This is a genomic window from Halomonas sp. 11-S5 (genome assembly GCF_029889825.1).
Lineage (GTDB): Bacteria > Pseudomonadota > Gammaproteobacteria > Pseudomonadales > Halomonadaceae > Halomonas.
Genome location: NZ_JARANW010000018.1, coordinates 21,256 through 41,952 on the forward strand (window position 1 = coordinate 21,256; position 20,697 = coordinate 41,952).

The following is a 20,697-nucleotide window of genomic DNA, read 5'->3' on the forward strand; positions in this document are numbered from 1 at the left end:
GCAACTTATCCCTTTTAAGCTTTTCTTCAGTTTGACGAGTCAATGAGAATCTATTTGGTAGCATCAAAAGTAACCTTTTTCGACTGTGCTTTGTCCTGTAAGGCTTTCAAAACCTAGGCGATATGCTTTAGAAATCGAGTCTTGGAAAAGTTTAGGGCTGTTTTTAGTTTCTATTTCCGTGTCTGTCGAAAGGAGGACTACTTGATGGCTGGCATAAGGAAAATAGTACTCAATGACTCTTGAACGATGCTTAGAGTCCAGGCGTCCAAGAGGCGTGTCGATGATGATAGGTAGGCGTCGGCCTGAGGACTTTCCTAAAGCTTCAAGCATGGCAGTAGCGTAAATTTGTTTTTCCCCGGCTGATAGCTGTTCACGATCTATTGTTTTTCCATCAGCGTACATCAGCTCAACACCAAAGGTATTAGGATCGATTTTTGGAGAAAGCTGATCATGGTTCTTACGCGACAGCTGCTTGAATGATTCACTAAAATGATGTTCAAGCTCATTAATCTTGCTGTTTTTTGCGCGATCAGAGTAGCTCATTAGCATTTCTCTGACTGACTGAGCCATTTCGATAGCGTGGACATTATCAGATTGATGCTGATGTTCAGTTTCAAGCTTGCGCAGTTTTCGAATACAGTCCATGGTTGAGCGAAGTTCACGCTTGGCATTTTCACGTTGTTCTTCAATTCGACTGTTTAAGCGGCCTTGCTTGAGCTGTGCCTCGTGCAGCTGTTCATAGAGTGGCTTGATGCGTTGCTCGTCCGGTGCTCGCTCCAGGTTTGCCGCGCACTCACTGATCTCGTGTCGCAGACCTTCTAGCTTCTTTTCTAGCTCATCGACTTCCTCCTTTTGCTTTGGTGCCTCTACCGTGATCTGATGGCGTAACTGCTCTATCTCGCTATCAGATAAGTCATGCACCATCTCTATCTTCTTGGGCGGCTTCAGGCTCTTTCCAAATGCTTTTTCGATAGCATTCTCTAGTAGCGCCTCCTGGCCTTGCAGAGCACTTTCCAACTCTTTTCGCAGTGCCTTCGATTGGCGTTTGGCTGCCTGATGGGTTACCCGCTGCTTACGATAGTGGCTCTCGGCATCGAGCTGAGATAGCAAGGCACCTAGCGCTGTCGGAGCCAGCGCTAATGGATAGAGGGAGCCTTTCAATGTACGTATCCGCCCCCTGATAGCCTCCTGATCAGCCAGCAGGCGTTCCATCCGCTCCTTTTCGTCCGCCTGATTTTCGTACCAGGCACCGCCGTGCGCTTCTATCTTCTGTTCCAGTTGGGCAATATCCGCTCTCAGGTTGTGAAGCTGGTCCTCCAGGGCCTCCTTTCCCTCGAGCTCATGCTGGTAACGCGAATAGTAGCGCTCATAGTCAGCCTCTAATGTTTCGGCTTCCTGGCGAATCGCTTCCGGTAACCTGCCTTTCGAGTGGTTGCGAATATAGACACCCAGGTCAGCCCGCAACCTGTTGACAAGGTCCAGGCCCAGAAGCCGCTGGATCGCGTCGGCAAGCGCCGCATTGCCTTTTGACTCCGCCAGCTCGGCGATCTTTTCTCCATCGAAGAAGAAAAGGTCAGCGATGCCCAGGGGAATCAGGTCATTCAGAAAACTTTGAGCCTGGTCATGTGAGAGGTGAGAGAGAACCTCGTCATCACGTGTAATCTGCAGATTTTCCGTAACAGCACCATTCGTATCGCGGAACCAGCTGCGAACCACATCGTATTCATGCTGGCGGCCGCCTCGACTATCGCTAAAATTAAGCCGTACATAGGCGCTATTTGAGGTACGCTCCGAATCAATGGGCTTGTGAATGCAGTCCCTTAAATAGCGGTGATACTCATCGCTCGGCACCTTGGCACCCAGGATGCGACGGCCATAGAGGGTCAGTCTCACGGCCGTGAGGATCGACGTCTTGCCGGCACCATTCAGGCCACCAAACAGGATAATGGGTTTTGCCCCACTTGGCCCCTCCGGCCTAAGGTCGATCTCGTGATCGCCTCGATAAACCCTGAAATTGCCCATCTTCAGCGTGTTCAGGATCATTTGCTTAGCTCCTCGTACTGAATTTCTAGCCCAGCCAGCAGCTCGTCATAGACGCTTTTTGCGTTTCGGGTCTTTCCCTGGTAGCCAATATCTTCCTGGAAGATATCTTGCATCTTTCCCTTGGCCGCCTGCATTCCCTCGAGTGCCATGCTGGCATCCTGTTTCTTGGTATGAAGCGTATCGAGATCACCCCAGTCCTGGTTCAAGAGGGAGTCGATCCGCTTGAAGACGCCATGCCGCTTGCTCAAGCCATCAAGCGACTGTTCAAGCTGCAGGAGTTTGACGGCCAGGTCGATAGGTGTGCCGTGCTCCAGGCAGGCGCTGTTCAGGGCAGCAGCGTCCTGTTGACTCAAGACCCCCGCGGAGTCCTGCATCCACTCTAGCTTGTGGCCATATATGCTGGCATAGATGGCAGGGAGCGCATCCAGGGCATCTGGTTCATTGGGGTCACTCAACCACTCCAGACGAATGTGCTTCAACTCGTCCTCCTGGATGAGAACGATCGGGTTTCCGCCGTCGTTGAGATTCTTCTGGATTTCCAGAAGCTTTTTCACCCAGGCTTGCCGATAAGCCATCCAGTAAGGGCCTGGGATATGCTTTTTTTCGATGTTGCTGTCATCGGTGATATGCCCACGAGCATAATGCACCTTCCCGGTTCGCCGCTTGTGGTTACGGTACTTTGTCTTGTTATGTGGCAGCGTTGTCCGATAGAGCAGGTCACGAAAGGCCTTCAGGCGTTTCATCCATAGCTCACCCGACTCGATCAAACCCTCCATTGCCCGGTCCTTGGTAACGACGGTGCAGGTCCAGCAGCCAAATCGTGAATTACCGCAAGAGGGGGTCTTGGTGTCGATGACGACCGGACATTCCCCGGCATTCGAGTCCTTGTAGAGGTCGAATAACTGGTGGTGCGTGCCTCCCCATGGTGTGGGAGCTCCCAGCAGGTACATCCACACCTCATCGAAAGTCCAGTCCTCGATGGGCATATAGGTGTAGGCGCCCGGCAGCGATGAGTGCTTGGAAAGAAGAGAACCATCGACCTTGTGCTTGGCGATCACCTGGGCCCGTGAAGCGCTCTCCTGGCTCCTGGCCCCAAGCACGACAACGACCTCACCGTGGCGCGTCACCTTGTCCAGGATGAAGCTGCTCACGGGGTCAATCTTCATGCGCTCGGTACACCAGCGAAAACTCTGTGTCGGGGCAGGATAGCCCTTGCCGAGGAGGTTCACCCAAAATGTCTCGTTGGGTTTTGGCACCACCTGGTGACCGGAGAACGGCAATCCCTGCTCTTCGGCATTTTTGTTAATGCGTTCAAGAGTCGAGGACACCATGTCAACGACGATGGGCGTTTCTACGAGGGTATCCGAGCTGACGACATAGACGTGCTTGTGTCGCTGCGCTGCGGGAAGCTTTTCGATTGCCGTGTAGATCAGCGACAGTACGGCTGTTGAGTCCTTGCCACCGCTAAAGCCGATGACCCAGGGGCGCTCATCATCAAGGTAGAGCGACTGGACCTCGGAAAGCAGGTCCGGCAGTGGTCTGCCAGCGACACTTTGTTCCGCTAGCATCTCGTCTTGCGTTGCAAAAAGGGTGGCTTCGCTCATTGTGAGAACATGTCCTCGAGTTGGCGCTGGTCTTCGCTCAGAGAAATCCCCAGGCGCTGCTTGAGATAGCAAGCCAGTAGTTCTACAGATGTGTGTGACTTGGAGATCCGGCCATCGCGCAGGCAACGGCCCTCCCATTCGGGATTGGAGCGCTGCCAGTCGATCTCCATGAGAGGGGTCAGCCGTCCGATGTACCAATCGATGTCGCGCTCGGCTGCTTCGCGGCGCAGCGAACTGCAGCTCACTGCCAGGGCCTGGAGAAAGACACCGTGGGCATGAATAGTTCCCTGGCGAAGCTGCATGGGCAGGCTGGGGTTGCGAAGCGATTCCAACCAATCCGGCATGACCTTGCAGGCGGCCGCCCAAAAGGTGATGCATTCCACATGGTCATCGATGCTTGCGTCGTCGCGCTTGCGCTTCTCCAGGAAGCGCCAGCTGGCGTTCTTGATCGCGCTCAGGGTGAACAGCTTCCTGGATTTCAGCGGTAACGAGCTCTTCTCAACTTCGGTAAGCTCCTGAAAGCAGGGTACCTCCTGCATGATGCAGCGGGCCAGGGTGGAGGCGGCATCGCGCTTATCGAAATAGGTGTTGAGCGAGGTGCTGGGGCGTATCGCATGCCGGTTCAAGTCGGCAAACATCTGCTGGCTGCGCTTCAGGCCTTCATCGATAAACAGCAGGACGGGAATGCTGTCATGGCCCAGCTCCCGCTTTCTGGTGACCGCGCGCTCAATGGCGGCGCGCCGGTGCTGCCCGTCATTGATCAGCAAGCGCGCCTCACGGGGGATGCGCAGCATGCCCACCAGTGGAACGAGTTCTTCGCCTGTCGGGACGAATTCGGCCTCCTGGTCGAGAGACGCCGTGATGGCCGGCAGGATGTAGCTATCAGGGTTCTGTGTCAGGTAGTCCGCGATCTCGGGGATGCGGCCAGGGTTGATGGCGCGCTGGGCGCGCTCCTCAGGCGGGAGCCCTGTATCGTCGTAGTGAAACAGCCTGGGGATCAGGCGCAGCGGGCACATGATCGTGTAGCATGCGCGTCCACCCTGCATCCCTCGCAGCGCGGGAAAGTCATGGGTGCTGTGGGCTGCCTGTTGCATCGCTTGGGCCATTGGTACGTGATCTTAGACGTAAGGGTACGTTTATTTTAACGTACTGTGCGCCTTAATGCAGTAGTGCATTGTTGCATTAATGCCTCTGTTAGAGCCCCACCGAATCCGCACGGTTGCTGGTTATTTGTACAGTTTAGTTGCTGCCTGCCTTTGGATGCCACCGGTTTCTATACTGCAGCCCGCTGAGCCCGCTGAGCCCGCTGAGCCCGCTGAGCCCGCTGAGCCCGCTGAACCCGCTGAGCCCCTTCCGCCTGGCGTAAGCGCCAGTGGAGCATTTGCGGAGAGGGCGTATAGCAAGCTGTGGGCTGTTAGAAAACGAGGAGCCCTGGCACCAGCAGCGAGGAGCTGTATGTGTTGGCTTCAGTTGGGTGCTGGCTACAGCCACCCGGCGCGGCGGAAGCGCCAGTAGAGCGTGCCGCAGGCACTGCCCATCACCAACAGCGCCAGGGGGTAGCCCAGGCGCCAGTCCAGCTCGGGCATGTGGGCGAAGTTCATGCCCCAGATGCCGGCAAGGATGGTGGCCACTGCGAAGATGGCGGCCCAGGCCGCCAGCCGCTTGTGGACCTCGCCCTCGTCGATCGCCACCATCGAGAGGTTTACCTGGATCGCGGTGATGGTCATCTCGCGGATGGTATCTACCGCTGACTCGATGCGATGCAGATGGTCGTAGACGTCGCGGAAATACTCCCGGGTCTTGCGGCACAGCGCCGGGACCCGGCCGCCGAACAGGTGGCTCGCGGCCTCGCCCAAGGGCATGGCCGCATGCTTGAGCCGCATGGTCTGGCGCTTGAGCTGGTAGAGGCGCTCCAGGCTTTGGCGGGCCGTTCCCCTGACGAAGATCTGGTCCTCGATGCTCTCGAGCTCGGCCTGCAGGGCCTCGACCACCGGGAAGTAGCGGTCGACGATGGTGTCCATCAGGGCATAAATCACGAAGGCGGGGCCGTGTCGGAGTAGCTTCGGTTCGTGCTCGCAGCGCTGGCGGACCTCGCTGAAGCCCCGGCCCGGGTGTAGGCGCACCGACAGCACGTACCCCGGGCCGGCGAACACCGCCACCTGGCCGGTCTCCAGCTGGTCGTCGCGCATGGTGACCATGTGCATGATCACGAACAGCGCTTCGTCGTACTCTTCGAACTTGGGGCGCTGGTGCCCGTTCAGGGCGTCCTCCACGGCCAGTTCGTGCAGGCCGAAGACCGCCTGGAAGCGGGCCATCTCCTTCTCGTCGGGCTCATGCAGTGCCACCCATACGAAACGGTCAGGTTGCCCCAGGTAGTCGCCGATCTCGTCGCTCTGGATGTCGCGCAGGCGATGTCCCTTTTCGTAGGCCACGCAGTTGATGATCATTGCCGAGCTCTCCCGATGAGTGGTGGTGCCCTGTGCCACAGCATAGTGCCTGGAGGTGAGCACCTGTCACCCTCGCCAGCGTGAGGGCAAATGTCATGAGGCGGAGCATCGGGGGAGGGGGTGGCGTTCACGGGGGCGTCGTCATAGTCTGGGCATTCACCCAACGAGACGCGGAGGCTGCCATGCCGATTTCACGAGCCGAGATTCCCGCCGAGGATGCCAAGGGGCTGGTCGAGCGCCTGTGCCGGGACTGGGCCGATGCCCGGCCGATCGACCGCGAGGAGACCCAGGCGCGGGTGAGCTTCGACGAGGGCCTCTGCCTGCTCCAGGCCGAGCCGGAACGGTTGATCGTGGCCGTCGAGACGCTGGATGACGAGACCCTGGACCGGCTCGAGGGCAGGGTGAATGCCGCGCTCGAGGGACTCGCGGGCGTGACCCTGGAGATCGTCTGGGAAAATTGAGCGGCGGCGTCTCGCCCCGCGCCGCCCACCTCGGCATGCTGCTGTGGGCGGTGCTGGTGGGGCTGTCGTTTCCCGCGGTGGGCGCGATGAGCGAGCTGCCGCCGTTCTCGCTCACCGCGCTGCGTTTCGTCATCGCCTGCTGTGGCCTGTGGTGGTTGGCTCGGCGCTCGCCGGATTTTCTGCCTGCCTGGCGGCGGCTACCGCTCTATGCCCTGATGGGGCTCTGCCTGGCCGGCTTCTTCGGCGCCATGTTCTGGGCGGCGCACCATGCCACGGCGCTCTCCATGGCCACCCTCTTCGTCACGGTGCCGCTGCTGGCCTTCCTGCTGGGGCTGGGCTTCGGCGTGGAACGGCTGGCCTGGCGCCTGCCGGCGATCCTGGCGCTGGGGGCGGCGGGGGCGCTGGGCCTGGCGTTTGCGGAGTCGCTGGCGAAGGGCGGGCGCCTGCAGTTCGGCATCGGCGAGGCGGTGTTCTTCCTGGGCTGCCTCTCCACGGCACTCTATCCGGTGCTCAGCAAGTGGGGGCTGGCGACCGGGCGCCTGCCGGGGTCGGCGGCGGTGCGCACCTTCTGGAGCCTGGGCCTGGGCGCGGTGCTGATCGGGCTGCTAGGGCTCGCCATCGAGCCGGTGGGCCGCCTGGCGACCATGACCGGCCCTGACCTGCTGCTGCTGGTCTACCTGGGGCTCTTCTCCAGTGCCCTGACCTTCTGGCTCCTGCAGCGCGCCACCTCGGCGCTCACGCCCGGGGCGGTCACCGCCTACAGCTACCTGGTGCCCTTCGTCTCCATGCTGCTGCTGTTCGTCCGGGAGCCCGAGCGGGTCGGCTGGGTCTGGCTGCCGGGCAGCGCCCTGGTACTGCTGGCGATCGCGCTGCTGCTGCGCAGCGGGCGCGCCGGCGGCTAGCCGGTCTCATCCTTCCCCATGGGCTCGCCGGGAAAGGCCAGGCGGCTCGAGGCCTTGTGGGTGATCTCGATGCGCTCGCCTTCGGTGTCGAAATCGTGGATTATCACTGACCTCTGTCGAGCAGGAGTTGCCATCATGATCAAGAACGGCATGCGGCCTATCCATCCTGGCGAGGTGCTGCGGGAGGACTATCTCGATCCGCTGGGGATGAGCGTCAACGCCCTGGCGCGTGAGCTGCGCGTGCCCGCGACCCGTCTACATGAGATCGTCAAGGAGCGTCGCGCGATCTCGGCGGATACGGCTCTGAGGCTGGCGCGTTATTTCGGCGGTGATGCGCAGTCGTGGCTGAACCTCCAGGCAGCCTATGACCTCAAGCGAGTCGAGCTCGACCATGGCGAGGAAATCGAGCGCAGCGTATCGCCACGAGATGCCGCTTGAGGCTCTGATATACTCTCGCCCATTCTCGAATCGCTACCGCTTCTACAGGAGTCCACATGACCCGTATTGCCATCGTCGGTGTCGCCGGCCGCATGGGTAGCACCCTGGTCAACGCCGTGCAGCAGGATGCCGGGGCCACACTGGCCGGCGGCATCGTCGAGCCGGGCAGCTCGCTCGTGGGGGCCGACATCGGCGAGCTGGCGGGCGTCGGCAAGCTGGGTGTGGCCGCCGTGGATTCGCTCGAGGCCATCGCCGACGACGTCGACGTGCTGATCGACTTCACCGCGCCGCAGGTGACCCTGGCGAATCTGGCCTTCTGCGCCGAGCACGGCAAGCGCATCGTCATCGGCACCACCGGCCTTGACGACGAGGAGCTCGCCGCCCTGGACGCCTTCCGCGACCGGGTGCCGATGGTCTTCGCGCCGAACATGAGCGTGGGGGTGAACCTGACGCTGAAGCTGCTCGAGACGGCGGCGAAGGCACTGGGCGACGAGGGCTACGACATCGAGGTGATCGAGGCCCATCACCGCCACAAGGTGGATGCCCCCTCCGGCACGGCGCTGAAGATGGGCGAGGTGGTGGCCGAGAGCCTGGGCCGTAGCCTCAAGGAGCACGGCGTCTTCGCCCGCGAGGGCCAGTGCGGGCCGCGCAGTGACAAGGAGATCGGCTTTGCCACCGTGCGTGCCGGTGACATCGTCGGCGAGCACACCGTGATGTTCGCCACCGAGGGCGAGCGCATCGAGATCACCCACAAGGCCTCGAGCCGCATGACCTTCGCCAAGGGCGCGGTGCGTGCTGCGCGCTGGGTGGCCGGCCAGGGCAACGGCCGCTACTCGATGCAGGACGTACTCGGGCTTTGATTCCGGAGATTGTGCCGATGGCGGGAGCTCGGGGCTGCTCCGTCGACAAGCCTGCGGGGAGGCGCTGTAAATACCTCCCTGTACGCTACCGACGCCTTCCCTGGCGTAGGACCTCCCCTGCGGCTTGTCCCCGGCGCCCCTCGCTATCGAGCTCTGCGGCGGAAGCGCCCACGATCTTCCGGGGGCTAGCCGCGAGGCGCCATTTCCTGTAATATCCCCAAGATTTTGGCCGGGCGCGCGGGCAAATAGCCCTCTCGAGCGCTTGTTGCTTCGGCCCCCAGTGTGCTGATGTTCTGAGCGAATCAGTTCCGAGCGAATGACAACAAGCGGGATGAAACCGGTCTTACATCGGGTTTCGTCCCGCTTTTTTGCGGGGCGGCCATCCGGGGCTCGAAGGCCCGGCCATGGCCCCGCAGTATTCCTAGATAAGCATGGGAGGACGTTGCATTGAACAGACCCGCGATACTGGCCCTGGAAGACGGAAGTGTATTCCACGGCACGGCCATCGGTGCCGATGGACAGACCAGCGGTGAGGTGGTGTTCAATACGGCCATGACCGGCTACCAGGAAATCCTGACCGATCCCTCCTACACCCGACAGATCGTCACCCTCACCTATCCGCATATCGGCAACACCGGCGTCAATGCCGAGGACGTGGAATCCGGCGCCATCGCCGCCGCCGGCCTGGTGATCCGTGACCTCCCCCTGCTGGCCAGCAGCTTTCGCTGCGAACAGACGCTCTCCGACTACCTCAAGGGCCAGAACGTGCTGGGCATCGCCGACATCGATACCCGCCGCCTGACCCGCATCCTGCGCGACAAGGGCGCCCAGAATGGCGCGATCCTGGCCGGTGCCGATGCCGAGGGTGACGACGCCGTCGAACGCGCCCTGGCCTCGGCCCGTGCCTTCCCGGGCCTCAAGGGCATGGACCTGGCCAAGGTGGTCTCCTGCCAGACCCCCTATGAGTGGAGCGAGGGCGAGTGGGCCTTGGGTGCGGGCTATGCCGATGCGTCCGGCCTGGATGGAAAGGCAGAACGTCCTTTCCATGTCGTTGCCTACGACTACGGGATCAAGCGCAACATCCTGCGCATGCTCGCCTCACGCGGCTGCCGCCTGACCGTGGTGCCGGCCCAGACGCCGGCGGCAGAGGTGCTGGCCCTGAACCCGGACGGCGTCTTCCTGGCCAACGGGCCTGGCGACCCCGAGCCCTGCGACTATGCCATCACGGCGATCCGGGAGATCCTCGAGACCGAGCTCCCCGTGTTCGGTATCTGCCTGGGCCACCAGCTGCTGGCGCTGGCCTCTGGTGCCAAGACGGTGAAGATGAAGTTTGGTCACCACGGCGCCAACCACCCGGTGCAGGACCTCGACAGCGGCCGGGTGATGATCACCAGCCAGAACCACGGCTTCGCCGCCGACGAGGGGAGCCTGCCGGCCAACCTGCGAGCCACCCACCGCTCGCTGTTCGACGGCTCCCTGCAGGGCGTCGAGCGCACCGACCGCCCGGCCTTCAGCTTTCAGGGCCATCCCGAGGCCAGCCCGGGGCCGCGCGACGTGTCGCCGCTGTTCGACCGTTTCGTCGAGATGATGAAGTCCCGCCGCTAGGCCGGCCCCTCGAATCGTCGCCCTTCGTCACCCTTATTCTGTGGGAAGCACCATGCCCAAGCGTACCGACATCCAGAGCATCCTGATCATTGGCGCCGGCCCCATCGTCATCGGCCAGGCGTGCGAATTCGACTACTCCGGCGCCCAGGCCTGCAAGGCGCTGCGTGAGGAGGGCTACCGGGTCATCCTGGTCAACTCCAACCCGGCCACCATCATGACCGACCCGGTGATGGCCGACGCCACCTACATCGAGCCGATCACGTGGCAGACGGTGGAGAAGATCATCGAGGCCGAGCGTCCCGATGCCGTGCTGCCGACCATGGGCGGCCAGACGGCGCTCAACTGTGCGCTGGACCTGGACAAGCACGGCGTGCTGGCGAAGTACGGCGTGGAGATGATCGGTGCCAACGCCGATGCCATCAACATGGCCGAGGATCGCGACCTCTTCGACCAGGCCATGAAGCGCATCGGCCTGGAGTGCCCCAAGGCCGAGGTGGCCCACAGCATGGAGGAGGCCTGGCGCATCCAGGCGCAGTTCGGCTTCCCGGTGATCATCCGCCCTTCCTACACCATGGGCGGCTCCGGCGGCGGCGTAGCCTATAACAAGGAGGAGTTCGAAGAGATCTGCACCCGCGGCTTCGAACTCTCCAACAACCATGAGCTGCTGATCGACGAGTCGCTGCTGGGCTGGAAGGAGTACGAGATGGAGGTCGTTCGCGACAAGAACGACAACTGCATCATCGTCTGTGCCATCGAGAACTTCGACCCCATGGGCGTGCACACCGGCGACTCCATCACCGTGGCCCCGGCTCAGACGCTGACCGACAAGGAATACCAGATCATGCGCGACGCCTCGCTGGCGGTGCTGCGCGAGATCGGCGTCGAGACCGGTGGATCCAACGTGCAGTTCGGCGTCGATCCCAACACCGGGCGCGTGGTGGTCATCGAGATGAATCCGCGGGTGTCGCGTTCCTCGGCGCTGGCCTCCAAGGCCACCGGTTTCCCGATCGCCAAGATCGCCGCCAAGCTGGCGGTGGGCTATACCCTCGACGAGCTGCAGAACGACATCACCGGCGGGCGCACTCCGGCCTCCTTCGAGCCGTCCATCGACTATGTGGTCACCAAGATCCCGCGCTTCACCTTCGAGAAGTTCCCCCAGGCCAACGACCGCCTGACCACCCAGATGAAGTCGGTCGGGGAGGTGATGGCCATTGGCCGCACCTTCCAGGAGTCGCTGCACAAGGCGCTGCGTGGCCTGGAAACCGGCAACGACGGCCTGGACCCCAAGGTGACCCGCTTCGACGCCGATGGGCTGGCGCATATCAAGGGCGAGCTGCAGGCCGCCGGTGCCGAGCGCATCTTCTTCATCGCCGACGCCATGCGCGCCGGGATGAGCGTCGACGAGATCTTCGCGCTGACCAACATCGATCGCTGGTACCTGGTGCAGATCGAAGATCTGGTGAAGGCCGAGCAGGCGGTGGCGAAGCGCTCGCTCTCCGAGCTCACTCCCCGCGAGCTGTACGCCCTCAAGCGCAAGGGCTTCTCCGACGCGCGCCTGGCGAGCCTGCTGGGGGTCGCCGAGAAGGAGTTTCGCAAGACCCGCCAGCAGGCCGGCATCCGCCCGGTCTACAAGCGGGTGGATACGTGCGCGGCCGAGTTCGCCTCGGACACCGCCTACATGTACTCCACCTACGAGGAGGAGTGCGAGGCGGAGGTCTCCGACCGCCAGAAGATCATGGTGCTGGGTGGCGGGCCCAATCGTATCGGCCAGGGCATCGAGTTCGACTACTGCTGCGTCCATGCGGCCTTCGCCATGCACGACGACGGCTATGAGACCATCATGGTTAACTGCAACCCGGAGACCGTCTCCACCGACTACGACACGTCGGACCGCCTCTACTTCGAGCCGGTGACCCTGGAGGACGTGCTGGAGATCGCCGACAAGGAGCAGCCGGTCGGCGTGATCGTGCAGTTCGGCGGCCAGACCCCGCTGAAGCTCGCCCGCGAGCTCGAGGCCGCCGGCGTGCCGATCATCGGCACCACCCCGGATGCCATCGACCGCGCCGAGGACCGCGAGCGCTTCCAGCAGATGATCGACAAGCTGGGGCTCAAGCAGCCGCCCAACGCCACCGCGCGCAGTTTCGAGGAGGCCTTCGCCAAGGCCGAGGTGATCGGCTACCCGCTGGTGGTGCGCCCCAGCTACGTGCTGGGCGGGCGCGCCATGGAGATCGTCTACGACGCCTCGGAGCTCGAGAACTACATGACCCATGCGGTCAAGGTCTCCAACGACTCCCCGGTGCTGCTCGACCACTTCCTCAACGCCGCCATCGAGATCGACATCGATGCGGTCAGCGACGGGAGCGAGGTGGTGATCGGCGGCATCATGCAGCACATCGAGCAGGCCGGCGTGCACTCCGGCGACTCCGCCTGCTCGCTGCCGCCCTACTCGCTGCCCGCCGAGGTGCAGGACGCGATGCGCGACCAGGTCAAGCAGATGGCCGTGGAACTCGGCGTCAAGGGCCTGATGAACGTGCAACTGGCCTGGCAGGACGGCGAGATCTACGTCATCGAGGTCAACCCGCGCGCCTCGCGCACCGTGCCCTTCGTCTCCAAGTGCATCGGCACGTCGCTTGCCCAGGTCGCCGCGCGCTGCATGGCCGGCACCACCCTGGCCGAGCAGGGCTTCACCCGCGAGATCGTGCCGCACTTCTTCAGCGTCAAGGAGGCGGTCTTCCCGTTCAACAAGTTCCCCGGGGTCGACCCGATCCTCTCGCCGGAGATGAAGTCCACCGGCGAGGTGATGGGCAGTGGCGACACCTTCGCCGAGGCCTTCTACAAGGCGCAGCTCGGCGCCGGCGAGGCGATCCCGCCCCTCGAGGGCGACCGCAAGGCGTTCCTCTCGGTGCGTGACCCGGACAAGGCGGGAGTTATCGAGGTGGCGCGTTCTCTGGTAACCTTGGGGTTCACTCTGTGCGCGACCCGTGGCACGGCGGAGGCCCTCGAGGCCGCCGACCTGCCGGTGGAGATCGTCAACAAGGTCTATGAGGGCCGTCCGCATATCGTCGATCTGCTCAAGAACGACGAGGTCGCCTATATCGTCAACACCACCGAGGGCCGCCAGGCCATCAACGACTCCTCGGTGATCCGCCGCACCGCACTCGCCCGCAAGGTCCCCTATGCCACTACCCTGGCAGGGGCCAATGCCGTTTGCATGGCGCTCGAGTACGGCAATGCCATTACCGTGCGGCGGCTACAGGAACTGCATGCAGGAGCTACACAATGAACAAGGTCCCGATGACCGTCGCCGGTGAGAAGCGGCTTCGCAAGGAGCTCGAGGAGCTCAAGGGCGAGGCGCGGCCCAGGGTGATTGCCGCCATCGCCGAGGCTCGCGAGCACGGCGACCTGAAGGAGAATGCCGAGTACCATGCGGCCCGCGAGCAACAGGGCTTCATCGAGGGGCGTATCCAGGAGATCGAGGGCAAGCTCGGGAGCGCCCAGGTGATCGATGTCACCAAGCTACCGCAGACCGGCAAGGTGATCTTCGGCGTGACCGTGGGGCTGATCAACCTGGAGACCGACGACGAGGTGACCTATCGCATCGTTGGCGAAGACGAGGCCAACATCAAGGAAGGCCGCATCTCGGTCACCTCGCCCATCGCCCGTGCCCTGATCGGCAAGGAGGAGGGCGACGTGGTGGTGGTGCGCACCCCTGGCGGCGAGGTCGAGTACGAGATCTCGAGCGTCGAGCATCTGTAACCCTAGCTGTAAGCTTGAAGCCGTAAGCTGTAAGTCAGAACCCAAACACCCCCCAAGGTAGCGCCCTGAGCGGGGTGTTTTCTTACAGCTTAAAGCTTATGGCTTACAGCTCGCGCGAAGCGCGGTGGCTCAGCGCCGCCCGTGGTGGTTCTCGAAGCGCGTGATGTTGGAGAGCTTCGGGTTGACCCGGGGGTTGTGGCGGTAGAGCAGGGCCATCTTGCCGATCTTCTGGACCAGCTCGGCACCGCTCGCCGCGACCAGCTCGTCGAGCATGGCGGTGCGGTCATCACGGTCGGGCAGGGCGAGCTTGACCTTGACCAGCTCATGGTCGGAGAGGGCGCGGTCGAGCTCGGCCAGCACGCCTTCGGAGGCCCCGTTCTCGGAGATGGTGACCACGGGGTCGAGGTGGTGGCCGATGCTGCGGAATGCTTTCTTTTGTGCCTGTGACAAGCTCATGGTATCTTGCTTCTTCCCGGTTGGCGCGCAGCGCACATGGTACGGCGAAACGCCGCGCGGCGAAAGCTCGCCGCCGTGTCCCCGCATGTTTCCTCCGGCCGGGCCCGCAGGTCAGCACCCCGTCGTACCTCCATCAGGTCTTCCCGGAATCCGCTCGACTGCCTGTCATTCATGGTCATTCACAGGTGATGCCGTGGCACGTTCCAACGCTTCTCGCTCCAAGGGCGCCGCCGGCAAGGCGCCGCCCAGCAAGACCAGCAAGGACTGGTTGAAGGAGCACTTCGACGACCGCTTCGTGCAGCAGCGCTGGCAGGACGGCTATCGCAGTCGCGCCAGTTACAAGCTGCTGGCGCTGGATGAGAAGGACCGCCTGCTGCGGCGCGGGATGACGGTGATCGACCTGGGCGCCGCGCCCGGCGGCTGGAGCCAAGTGGCCGCCGAGAAGGTCGGCTCCGAGGGGGTGGTGATCGCCTCCGACATCCTCGAGATGGATGCCCTGGCGGATGTCGACTTCATCCAGGGCGACTTCACCGAGGAGAGCGTGCTCGAGGCGATCCTTGGCCGGCTCGGCGATCGGCCGGTGGACCTGGTGATGTCCGACATGGCCCCCAACATGAGCGGCATGGCGGCTATCGACCAGCCCCAGGCGATGGCCCTTGTCGAGCTGGCGCTGGACCTGGCGCGCCAGACGCTCTCGCCCGGCGGCACCTTCCTGGCCAAGGTGTTCCAGGGCGAGGGGTTCGACGCATTTCTCAAGGAGCTGCGCGGCAGCTTCACGCGGGTGGTGACCCGCAAGCCGGAGGCCTCCCGGGCGCGTTCTCGCGAGGTCTACCTGCTGGCAGAAGGGTTTCGCGGCTGAGGCATGCCCACGGCCGCACAACAGCGCTGCCACGATAGGCAGCGCCTAACGGGCCGATGGCCGGACACGGCGTCGCGACTGTGTCACAGTGGCGGTTGTTTCCCGCTCCGGCCGGAGGCTGGCTGAACATGTGCCGCTCATGTAGTGTCGAAAGACTAGGCATTTTCGGCCGACAGATTCTTGCAATGAGGGTAGTCCCTTGAACGATATGGCGAAGAACCTGATTCTGTGGTTGGTCATCGCGGCAGTGTTGCTGACGGTGTTCAACAACTTCAGCGTCGACACCTCACCGCAGGCGATGAACTATTCCCAGTTCGTCCAGCAGGTGCAGAACGAGAAGATCCGCAACGTGACCATCGATGGCTACACCATCACCGGTGAGCGTACCGACGGTTCCCAGTTCCGGACCATCCGCCCGTCGGCGGAGGATCCCAAGCTGATGGACGACCTGCTCTCCAACAACGTCACCGTGGTGGGCAAGGAGCCCGAGCAGCAGAGCCTGTGGATGCGCCTGCTGATTGCCAGCTTCCCGATCTTGCTGATCCTGGCGATCTTCATGTTCTTCATGCGCCAGATGCAGGGCGGTGGTGCCGGCAAGGGCGGCCCGATGAGCTTCGGCAAGTCCAAGGCCAAGCTGCTCTCCCAGGACCAGATCAAGACCACCTTCTCCGATGTCGCCGGCTGCGACGAGGCCAAGGAGGAGGTCGAGGAGCTGGTCGACTTCCTGCGTGACCCGACCAAGTTCCAGCGCCTGGGCGGCACCATTCCCCGCGGCGTGCTGATGGTGGGTCCGCCGGGGACCGGCAAGACGCTGCTCGCCAAGTCCATCGCCGGCGAGGCCAAGGTGCCATTCTTCTCGATTTCCGGCTCCGACTTCGTCGAGATGTTCGTGGGTGTCGGCGCGTCCCGCGTGCGTGACATGTTCGAGCAGGCCAAGAAGCAGGCGCCCTGCATCATCTTCATCGACGAGATCGACGCCGTGGGCCGCTCGCGTGGCGCCGGCATGGGTGGCGGCAACGACGAGCGCGAGCAGACCCTCAACCAGCTGCTGGTCGAGATGGACGGCTTCGAGCCCAACGAGGGCATCATCGTCATCGCCGCCACCAACCGTCCCGACGTGCTCGACCCGGCGCTGCTGCGCCCGGGCCGCTTCGACCGCCAGGTGGTGGTGCCGCTGCCGGACATCCGCGGTCGCGAGCACATCCTCAACGTGCACCTGCGCAAGGTGCCGCTGGCCGACGACGTCAAGCCGTCGCTGATCGCCCGCGGCACCCCGGGCTTCTCCGGCGCCGACCTGGCCAACCTGGTCAACGAGGCCGCGCTGTTCGCCGCACGCCGCAACAAGCGCCTGGTGAGCATGGAAGAGCTCGACATGGCCAAGGACAAGATCATGATGGGCGCCGAGCGCAAGTCCATGGTCATGACCGACAAGGAGAAGCTCAATACCGCCTACCACGAGTCGGGCCATGCCATCATCGGCCTGGTGATGCCGGAGCACGACCCGGTCTACAAGGTGACCATCATCCCCCGCGGCCGGGCGCTGGGCGTGACCATGTTCCTGCCGGAGGAGGATCGCTACAGCCTCTCTCGCCAGCAGATCATCAGCCAGATCTGCTCGCTGTTCGGTGGCCGCATCGCCGAGGAGATGACGCTGGGGCCGAACGGCGTCACCACCGGTGCCTCCAACGATATCAAGCGGGCCACCGAGCTGGCGCACAACATGGTCGCCAAGTGGGGCCTCTCCGAGGAGATGGGGCCGATCATGTACGACGAGGACGAGTCCCACCAGTTCCTCGGCGGGCCCGGCCAGGGCGCCAAGCTCAAGTCCGGCGAGACCACCTCCAGGCTGGACAAGGAGGTGCGCAAGATCATCGACGGTTGCTACGAGCAGGCGAAGAAGATCCTCGAGGAGAACCGCGACAAGCTCGATGCCATGGCCGAGGCGCTGATGAAGTACGAGACCATCGACTCCTATCAGCTCAAGGACATCATGGACGGACGTGATCCGAACCCCCCCGAGGGCTGGGACGATCCAGGCAGCGGGGCGCCCTCCGGCGGCGAGCCGCGCGCCGACTCCACCCCGGAGTCGAGCGATGATGCCGAGGACGATGAGACGCCCAGGCGTCGGCCCTCCGATCCGCTCGGTGGCCCGGCCGGCAGCTGAGGCCGTCCGCCAGCGACCACAGGCGCCCTGCGGGGCGCCTTTGCCGTTCGACCAGCAGGAAGATAATGGATACCCGTACACCGATGTATCTGCCGTGTGGCCGGCACCGGCTCGACCTCTCCTTTCCCCACATCATGGGGATCCTCAACGTCACCCCCGACTCCTTCTCCGACGGCGGCCGCCATGCGGTGCCGGATGACGCCCTGCGTCATGCCGAACGGATGCTGGCCGAGGGGGCCTCAATCATCGACGTGGGCGGCGAGTCCACGCGTCCCGGTGCCGAGCCGGTCTCGGTCCAGCAGGAGCTGGATCGGGTGGTGCCGGTGGTGGAGGCCCTGGTGTGCGAGTTCGATGCCCTGGTCTCGGTGGACACCAGCACGCCCGAGGTGATGCAGGCGACGGGGCAGGCTGGCGCCGGCATGATCAACGATGTGCGCAACCTGCGCCGCGAGGGCGCCCTCTCGGCGGCGGTCGCCAGCGGGTTGCCGGTATGCCTGATGCACATGCTCGGCGAGCCCGGCGACATGCAGGACGACCCGCGCTACGATCGGCCGGTAGAGGAGGCCGTGGCCGCCTTCCTGGCCCAGCGAGTAGCGGCCTGCGAGGCCGCCGGGTTGCGTCGCGAGCGTATGCTGCTCGACCCGGGCTTCGGCTTCGCCAAGTCGGTGGAACATAACTTGCGGCTGCTCAAGCACATGGACCGCCTGGGGGAGCTCGGGCTGCCGCTGCTGGTGGGCATGTCGCGCAAGAGCATGATCGGCAAGGTGTTGGGGCGGCCGGTGGAGGAGCGCCTCTCCGGCGGCCTGGCGCTCTCCGCCCTGGCGGTGGAGCGTGGCGCCCGTATCCTGCGCGTCCACGACGTGGGGCCCCACGTGGACGCGGTGAACATGACCTGGGCCGTACTCGAGGAAGGCAGTCCGCATGACTAGACGCTATTTCGGCACCGACGGCATCCGCGGCACCGTGGGGGAGCCCCCCATCACGGCCGATTTCATGCTCAAGCTGGGCTGGGCCACTGGCCGGGTGCTGACCCGGGACAAGGGGCGTCCCCGGGTGATGATCGGCAAGGACACGCGGATCTCGGGCTACATGTTCGAGTCGGCCCTGGAGGCGGGCCTCTCCGCCGCCGGTGTCGACGTGATGCTGCTGGGGCCCATGCCGACCCCGGCGATTGCCTACCTGACGCGTACCTTCCGCGCCGACGCGGGCATCGTCATCTCGGCCTCCCACAACCCCTTCCAGGACAACGGCATCAAGTTCTTCTCCGCCGCCGGCACCAAGCTGGCCGACGAAGTCGAGGCGCGCATCGAGGCCATGCTCGAGGAGGCGCTGACCACCGTGGCGCCGGACCGCCTGGGCAAGGCGATGCGGGTCGATGATGCCCCCGGTCGCTACATCGAGTTCTGCAAGTCGACCATCCCCGATCGGGTCAGCCTGCACGGGCTGAAGATGGTCCTCGACTGCGCCCACGGCGCCACCTACCATATCGCGCCCAGCGTGTTCCGCGAGCTGGGCGCCCAGGTCAGCCTGATCGGGGCCACCCCGGACGGCCTGAACATCAACCAGGAGGTGGGCTCGACCCACCCCGCCGCGCTGAGGGCGGCGGTGATCCAGCAAGGGGCCGACCTCGGGGTAGCCTTCGACGGCGACGGCGACCGGGTGCTGCTGGTGGATGCCGACGGCCGCGAGATCGACGGCGACGACATCCTCTACCTGATCGCCAGGGATCGCCATGCCCGGGGCGAGCTGGGTGGTGGCGTGGTGGGTACCCTGATGTCCAACTTCGGCCTGGCGGCCGCCATGGGCGAGCTCGACATCCCCTTCGAGCGTGCCCGGGTCGGGGACCGCTACGTCATGGAGCGGCTGGCCGCCAACGGCTGGCAGCTCGGCGGCGAGTCCTCCGGCCATATCGTCTGCGGCCATGTGCAGACCACCGGCGACGGCATCGTCTCGGCGCTGCAGGTGCTGGCGATCATGGTCCGCGAGCAGCAGTCGCTGGGTCGCCTGCTCGCCGGCCTGCAGAAGGCGCCCCAGGCGCTGGTCAACGTGCGCCTGACGCCGGGCAGCGATGCCAAGGCCCTGCTGGGGCGGGCCTCCCTCAAGCAGGCGGTGGGCAGCCTGGAGACGGAACTGGGCGACCAGGGGCGCGTGCTGCTGCGGGCCTCGGGCACCGAGCCGCTGATCCGCGTGATGGTCGAGGGCCGCCCCCACCTGGACGTCGACGCCCTGGCGCGTCGCCTGGCCGGCGACGTCGAAGCGTTGCTCGGCTGAGCGGGGCAGGCGGCCCGGGGCCGGTTGTCTTGAATGGGCGCCTCCTATACCATTTCGCACCACCTTGAAAGAGGAACCCCCATGCGCATGCCGCTGATCGCCGGAAACTGGAAGATGAACGGCTCCCTGGCCCTGGTCGAGGCGTTCGGCCGGGCCTTCGCCGATGGCGCCCTGCCCGTCAACGTCGAGGTGGCACTGATGGTGCCCTTCCCTTTTCTGGAAGCGGCGGGCCGGGCGCTGGGCGAGACGTCGGTGACGGTCGGCGCCCAGACGCTTAGCGACCGCCCCTCGGGGGCCTTCACCGGCGAGGTCAGTGCGGCGATGCTGCGCGAGTGCGGGGCCCGGCTGGTGCTGGTCGGCCACTCGGAGCGACGCACCCTGTTCGGCGAGGACGATGCCGCGGTCCTGGCGCGCGTCAAGGCGGCCCTGGCCGAGCGGCTCACGCCGGTGCTGTGCGTCGGCGAGACCCTCGAGGAGCGCGAGGCCGAGCGTACCGAGGCGGTGGTGCTGGGCCAGGTCGAGGCGGTGTTCGACGCCCTCGACGAGTCCGAGCGCGCTCGCCTGGAGGTCGCCTATGAGCCCGTCTGGGCCATCGGCACCGGGCGCACCGCGAGCCCCGAGCAGGCCCAGGTGGTGCATGCGGCCATCCGCGGCTGCCTGGCGCGCTACGACCAGGCGCTGGCCGGCGGCATGCGTCTGCTGTACGGCGGCAGCATGAAGGCGGATAATGCCGCCGAGCTGCTCGCCCAGCCCGATATCGACGGCGGCCTGGTGGGCGGTGCTTCGCTCAAGGTCGACGATTTCCTAGCCATTTGTCAGTCAGCAGGTTGA

General features: G+C 64.1%; 17 protein-coding genes. 12 read left to right on the top strand and 5 right to left on the bottom strand.

Translation table 11 applies throughout. The features are described 5' to 3' along the window. Positions 1-63: 63 nt before the first annotated feature. The 4 genes from dndD to corA form a co-directional block, all read right to left on the bottom strand. Positions 64-2,043 carry a DNA sulfur modification protein DndD gene (gene dndD / locus OP497_RS12440; protein ID WP_280548850.1) on the bottom strand — a complete coding sequence of 660 codons (1,980 nt, stop codon included), beginning with the start codon at positions 2,041-2,043 and terminating at the stop codon, positions 64-66. Beyond that, the gene (dndC, locus tag OP497_RS12445) at positions 2,040-3,647 is read right to left on the bottom strand and encodes a DNA phosphorothioation system sulfurtransferase DndC (RefSeq protein WP_280548851.1); all 1,608 of its coding nucleotides are present in this window, start codon (positions 3,645-3,647) and stop codon (positions 2,040-2,042) included. The genes dndD and dndC overlap by 4 nt, the downstream gene beginning before the upstream one ends. Further along, the gene (dndB, locus tag OP497_RS12450) at positions 3,644-4,753 is read right to left on the bottom strand and encodes a DNA sulfur modification protein DndB (RefSeq protein WP_280548852.1); all 1,110 of its coding nucleotides are present in this window, start codon (positions 4,751-4,753) and stop codon (positions 3,644-3,646) included. Before dndB ends, dndC begins: the two co-directional genes overlap by 4 nt. Positions 4,754-5,128: 375 nt before the next feature. After that, positions 5,129-6,094, bottom strand: coding sequence for a magnesium/cobalt transporter CorA (gene corA, locus OP497_RS12455; RefSeq protein WP_280548854.1), 966 nt, complete (start codon positions 6,092-6,094; stop codon positions 5,129-5,131). A 182-nt stretch (positions 6,095-6,276) separates the two neighbouring features. On the opposite strand from corA, the gene OP497_RS12460 reads away from it, so the two are divergent. From OP497_RS12460 to greA, 7 genes are all read left to right on the top strand, one after another. Then, the gene (locus tag OP497_RS12460; protein WP_280548856.1) at positions 6,277-6,555 is read left to right on the top strand and encodes a DUF2218 domain-containing protein; all 279 of its coding nucleotides are present in this window, start codon (positions 6,277-6,279) and stop codon (positions 6,553-6,555) included. Continuing rightward, complete coding sequence (locus OP497_RS12465) at positions 6,552-7,457, top strand: EamA family transporter (protein WP_280548857.1); 906 nt, start codon at positions 6,552-6,554, stop codon at positions 7,455-7,457. The genes OP497_RS12460 and OP497_RS12465 overlap by 4 nt, the downstream gene beginning before the upstream one ends. A 135-nt stretch (positions 7,458-7,592) precedes the next feature. Continuing rightward, on the top strand, positions 7,593-7,895 hold the full coding sequence (locus tag OP497_RS12470; protein ID WP_280548859.1) for a HigA family addiction module antitoxin: 303 nt from the start codon (positions 7,593-7,595) through the stop codon (positions 7,893-7,895). A gap of 56 nt (positions 7,896-7,951) precedes the next feature. Continuing rightward, positions 7,952-8,755 (top strand): 4-hydroxy-tetrahydrodipicolinate reductase, encoded by an 804-nt coding sequence (gene dapB, locus OP497_RS12475; RefSeq protein ID WP_280548861.1) that lies wholly within the window; start codon positions 7,952-7,954, stop codon positions 8,753-8,755. A 447-nt stretch (positions 8,756-9,202) separates the two neighbouring features. Next, positions 9,203-10,360, top strand: a complete 1,158-nt coding sequence (gene carA, locus OP497_RS12480; RefSeq protein WP_280548863.1) for a glutamine-hydrolyzing carbamoyl-phosphate synthase small subunit — start codon at positions 9,203-9,205, stop codon at positions 10,358-10,360. A 52-nt stretch (positions 10,361-10,412) separates the two neighbouring features. Next, positions 10,413-13,643 (top strand): carbamoyl-phosphate synthase large subunit, encoded by a 3,231-nt coding sequence (gene carB / locus OP497_RS12485; RefSeq protein WP_280548865.1) that lies wholly within the window; start codon positions 10,413-10,415, stop codon positions 13,641-13,643. Continuing rightward, positions 13,640-14,116, top strand: coding sequence for a transcription elongation factor GreA (gene greA / locus OP497_RS12490; protein ID WP_280548867.1), 477 nt, complete (start codon positions 13,640-13,642; stop codon positions 14,114-14,116). Before carB ends, greA begins: the two co-directional genes overlap by 4 nt. A 129-nt stretch (positions 14,117-14,245) precedes the next feature. On the opposite strand, the gene yhbY is transcribed toward greA, so the two are convergent. After that, on the bottom strand, positions 14,246-14,572 hold the full coding sequence (gene yhbY / locus OP497_RS12495) for a ribosome assembly RNA-binding protein YhbY (protein WP_280548869.1): 327 nt from the start codon (positions 14,570-14,572) through the stop codon (positions 14,246-14,248). Between the two features lie 193 nt (positions 14,573-14,765). On the opposite strand from yhbY, the gene rlmE reads away from it, so the two are divergent. The 5 genes from rlmE to tpiA all read left to right on the top strand — a co-directional run bounded on the left by rlmE (position 14,766) and on the right by tpiA (position 20,697). Then, on the top strand, positions 14,766-15,431 hold the full coding sequence (gene rlmE, locus OP497_RS12500; protein WP_280548871.1) for a 23S rRNA (uridine(2552)-2'-O)-methyltransferase RlmE: 666 nt from the start codon (positions 14,766-14,768) through the stop codon (positions 15,429-15,431). A gap of 199 nt (positions 15,432-15,630) precedes the next feature. Beyond that, positions 15,631-17,595, top strand: a complete 1,965-nt coding sequence (gene ftsH / locus OP497_RS12505; RefSeq protein ID WP_280548873.1) for an ATP-dependent zinc metalloprotease FtsH — start codon at positions 15,631-15,633, stop codon at positions 17,593-17,595. Between the two features lie 134 nt (positions 17,596-17,729). Then, a complete protein-coding gene (folP, locus tag OP497_RS12510) occupies positions 17,730-18,524 on the top strand; it encodes a dihydropteroate synthase (protein WP_280548942.1) in 795 nt (264 codons plus the stop codon). After that, entirely contained in the window at positions 18,517-19,866 is a 1,350-nt protein-coding gene (gene glmM, locus OP497_RS12515; RefSeq protein WP_280548876.1) for a phosphoglucosamine mutase, read from the top strand. The genes folP and glmM overlap by 8 nt, the downstream gene beginning before the upstream one ends. A gap of 81 nt (positions 19,867-19,947) precedes the next feature. Further along, the gene (gene tpiA, locus OP497_RS12520; RefSeq protein WP_280548878.1) at positions 19,948-20,697 is read left to right on the top strand and encodes a triose-phosphate isomerase; all 750 of its coding nucleotides are present in this window, start codon (positions 19,948-19,950) and stop codon (positions 20,695-20,697) included.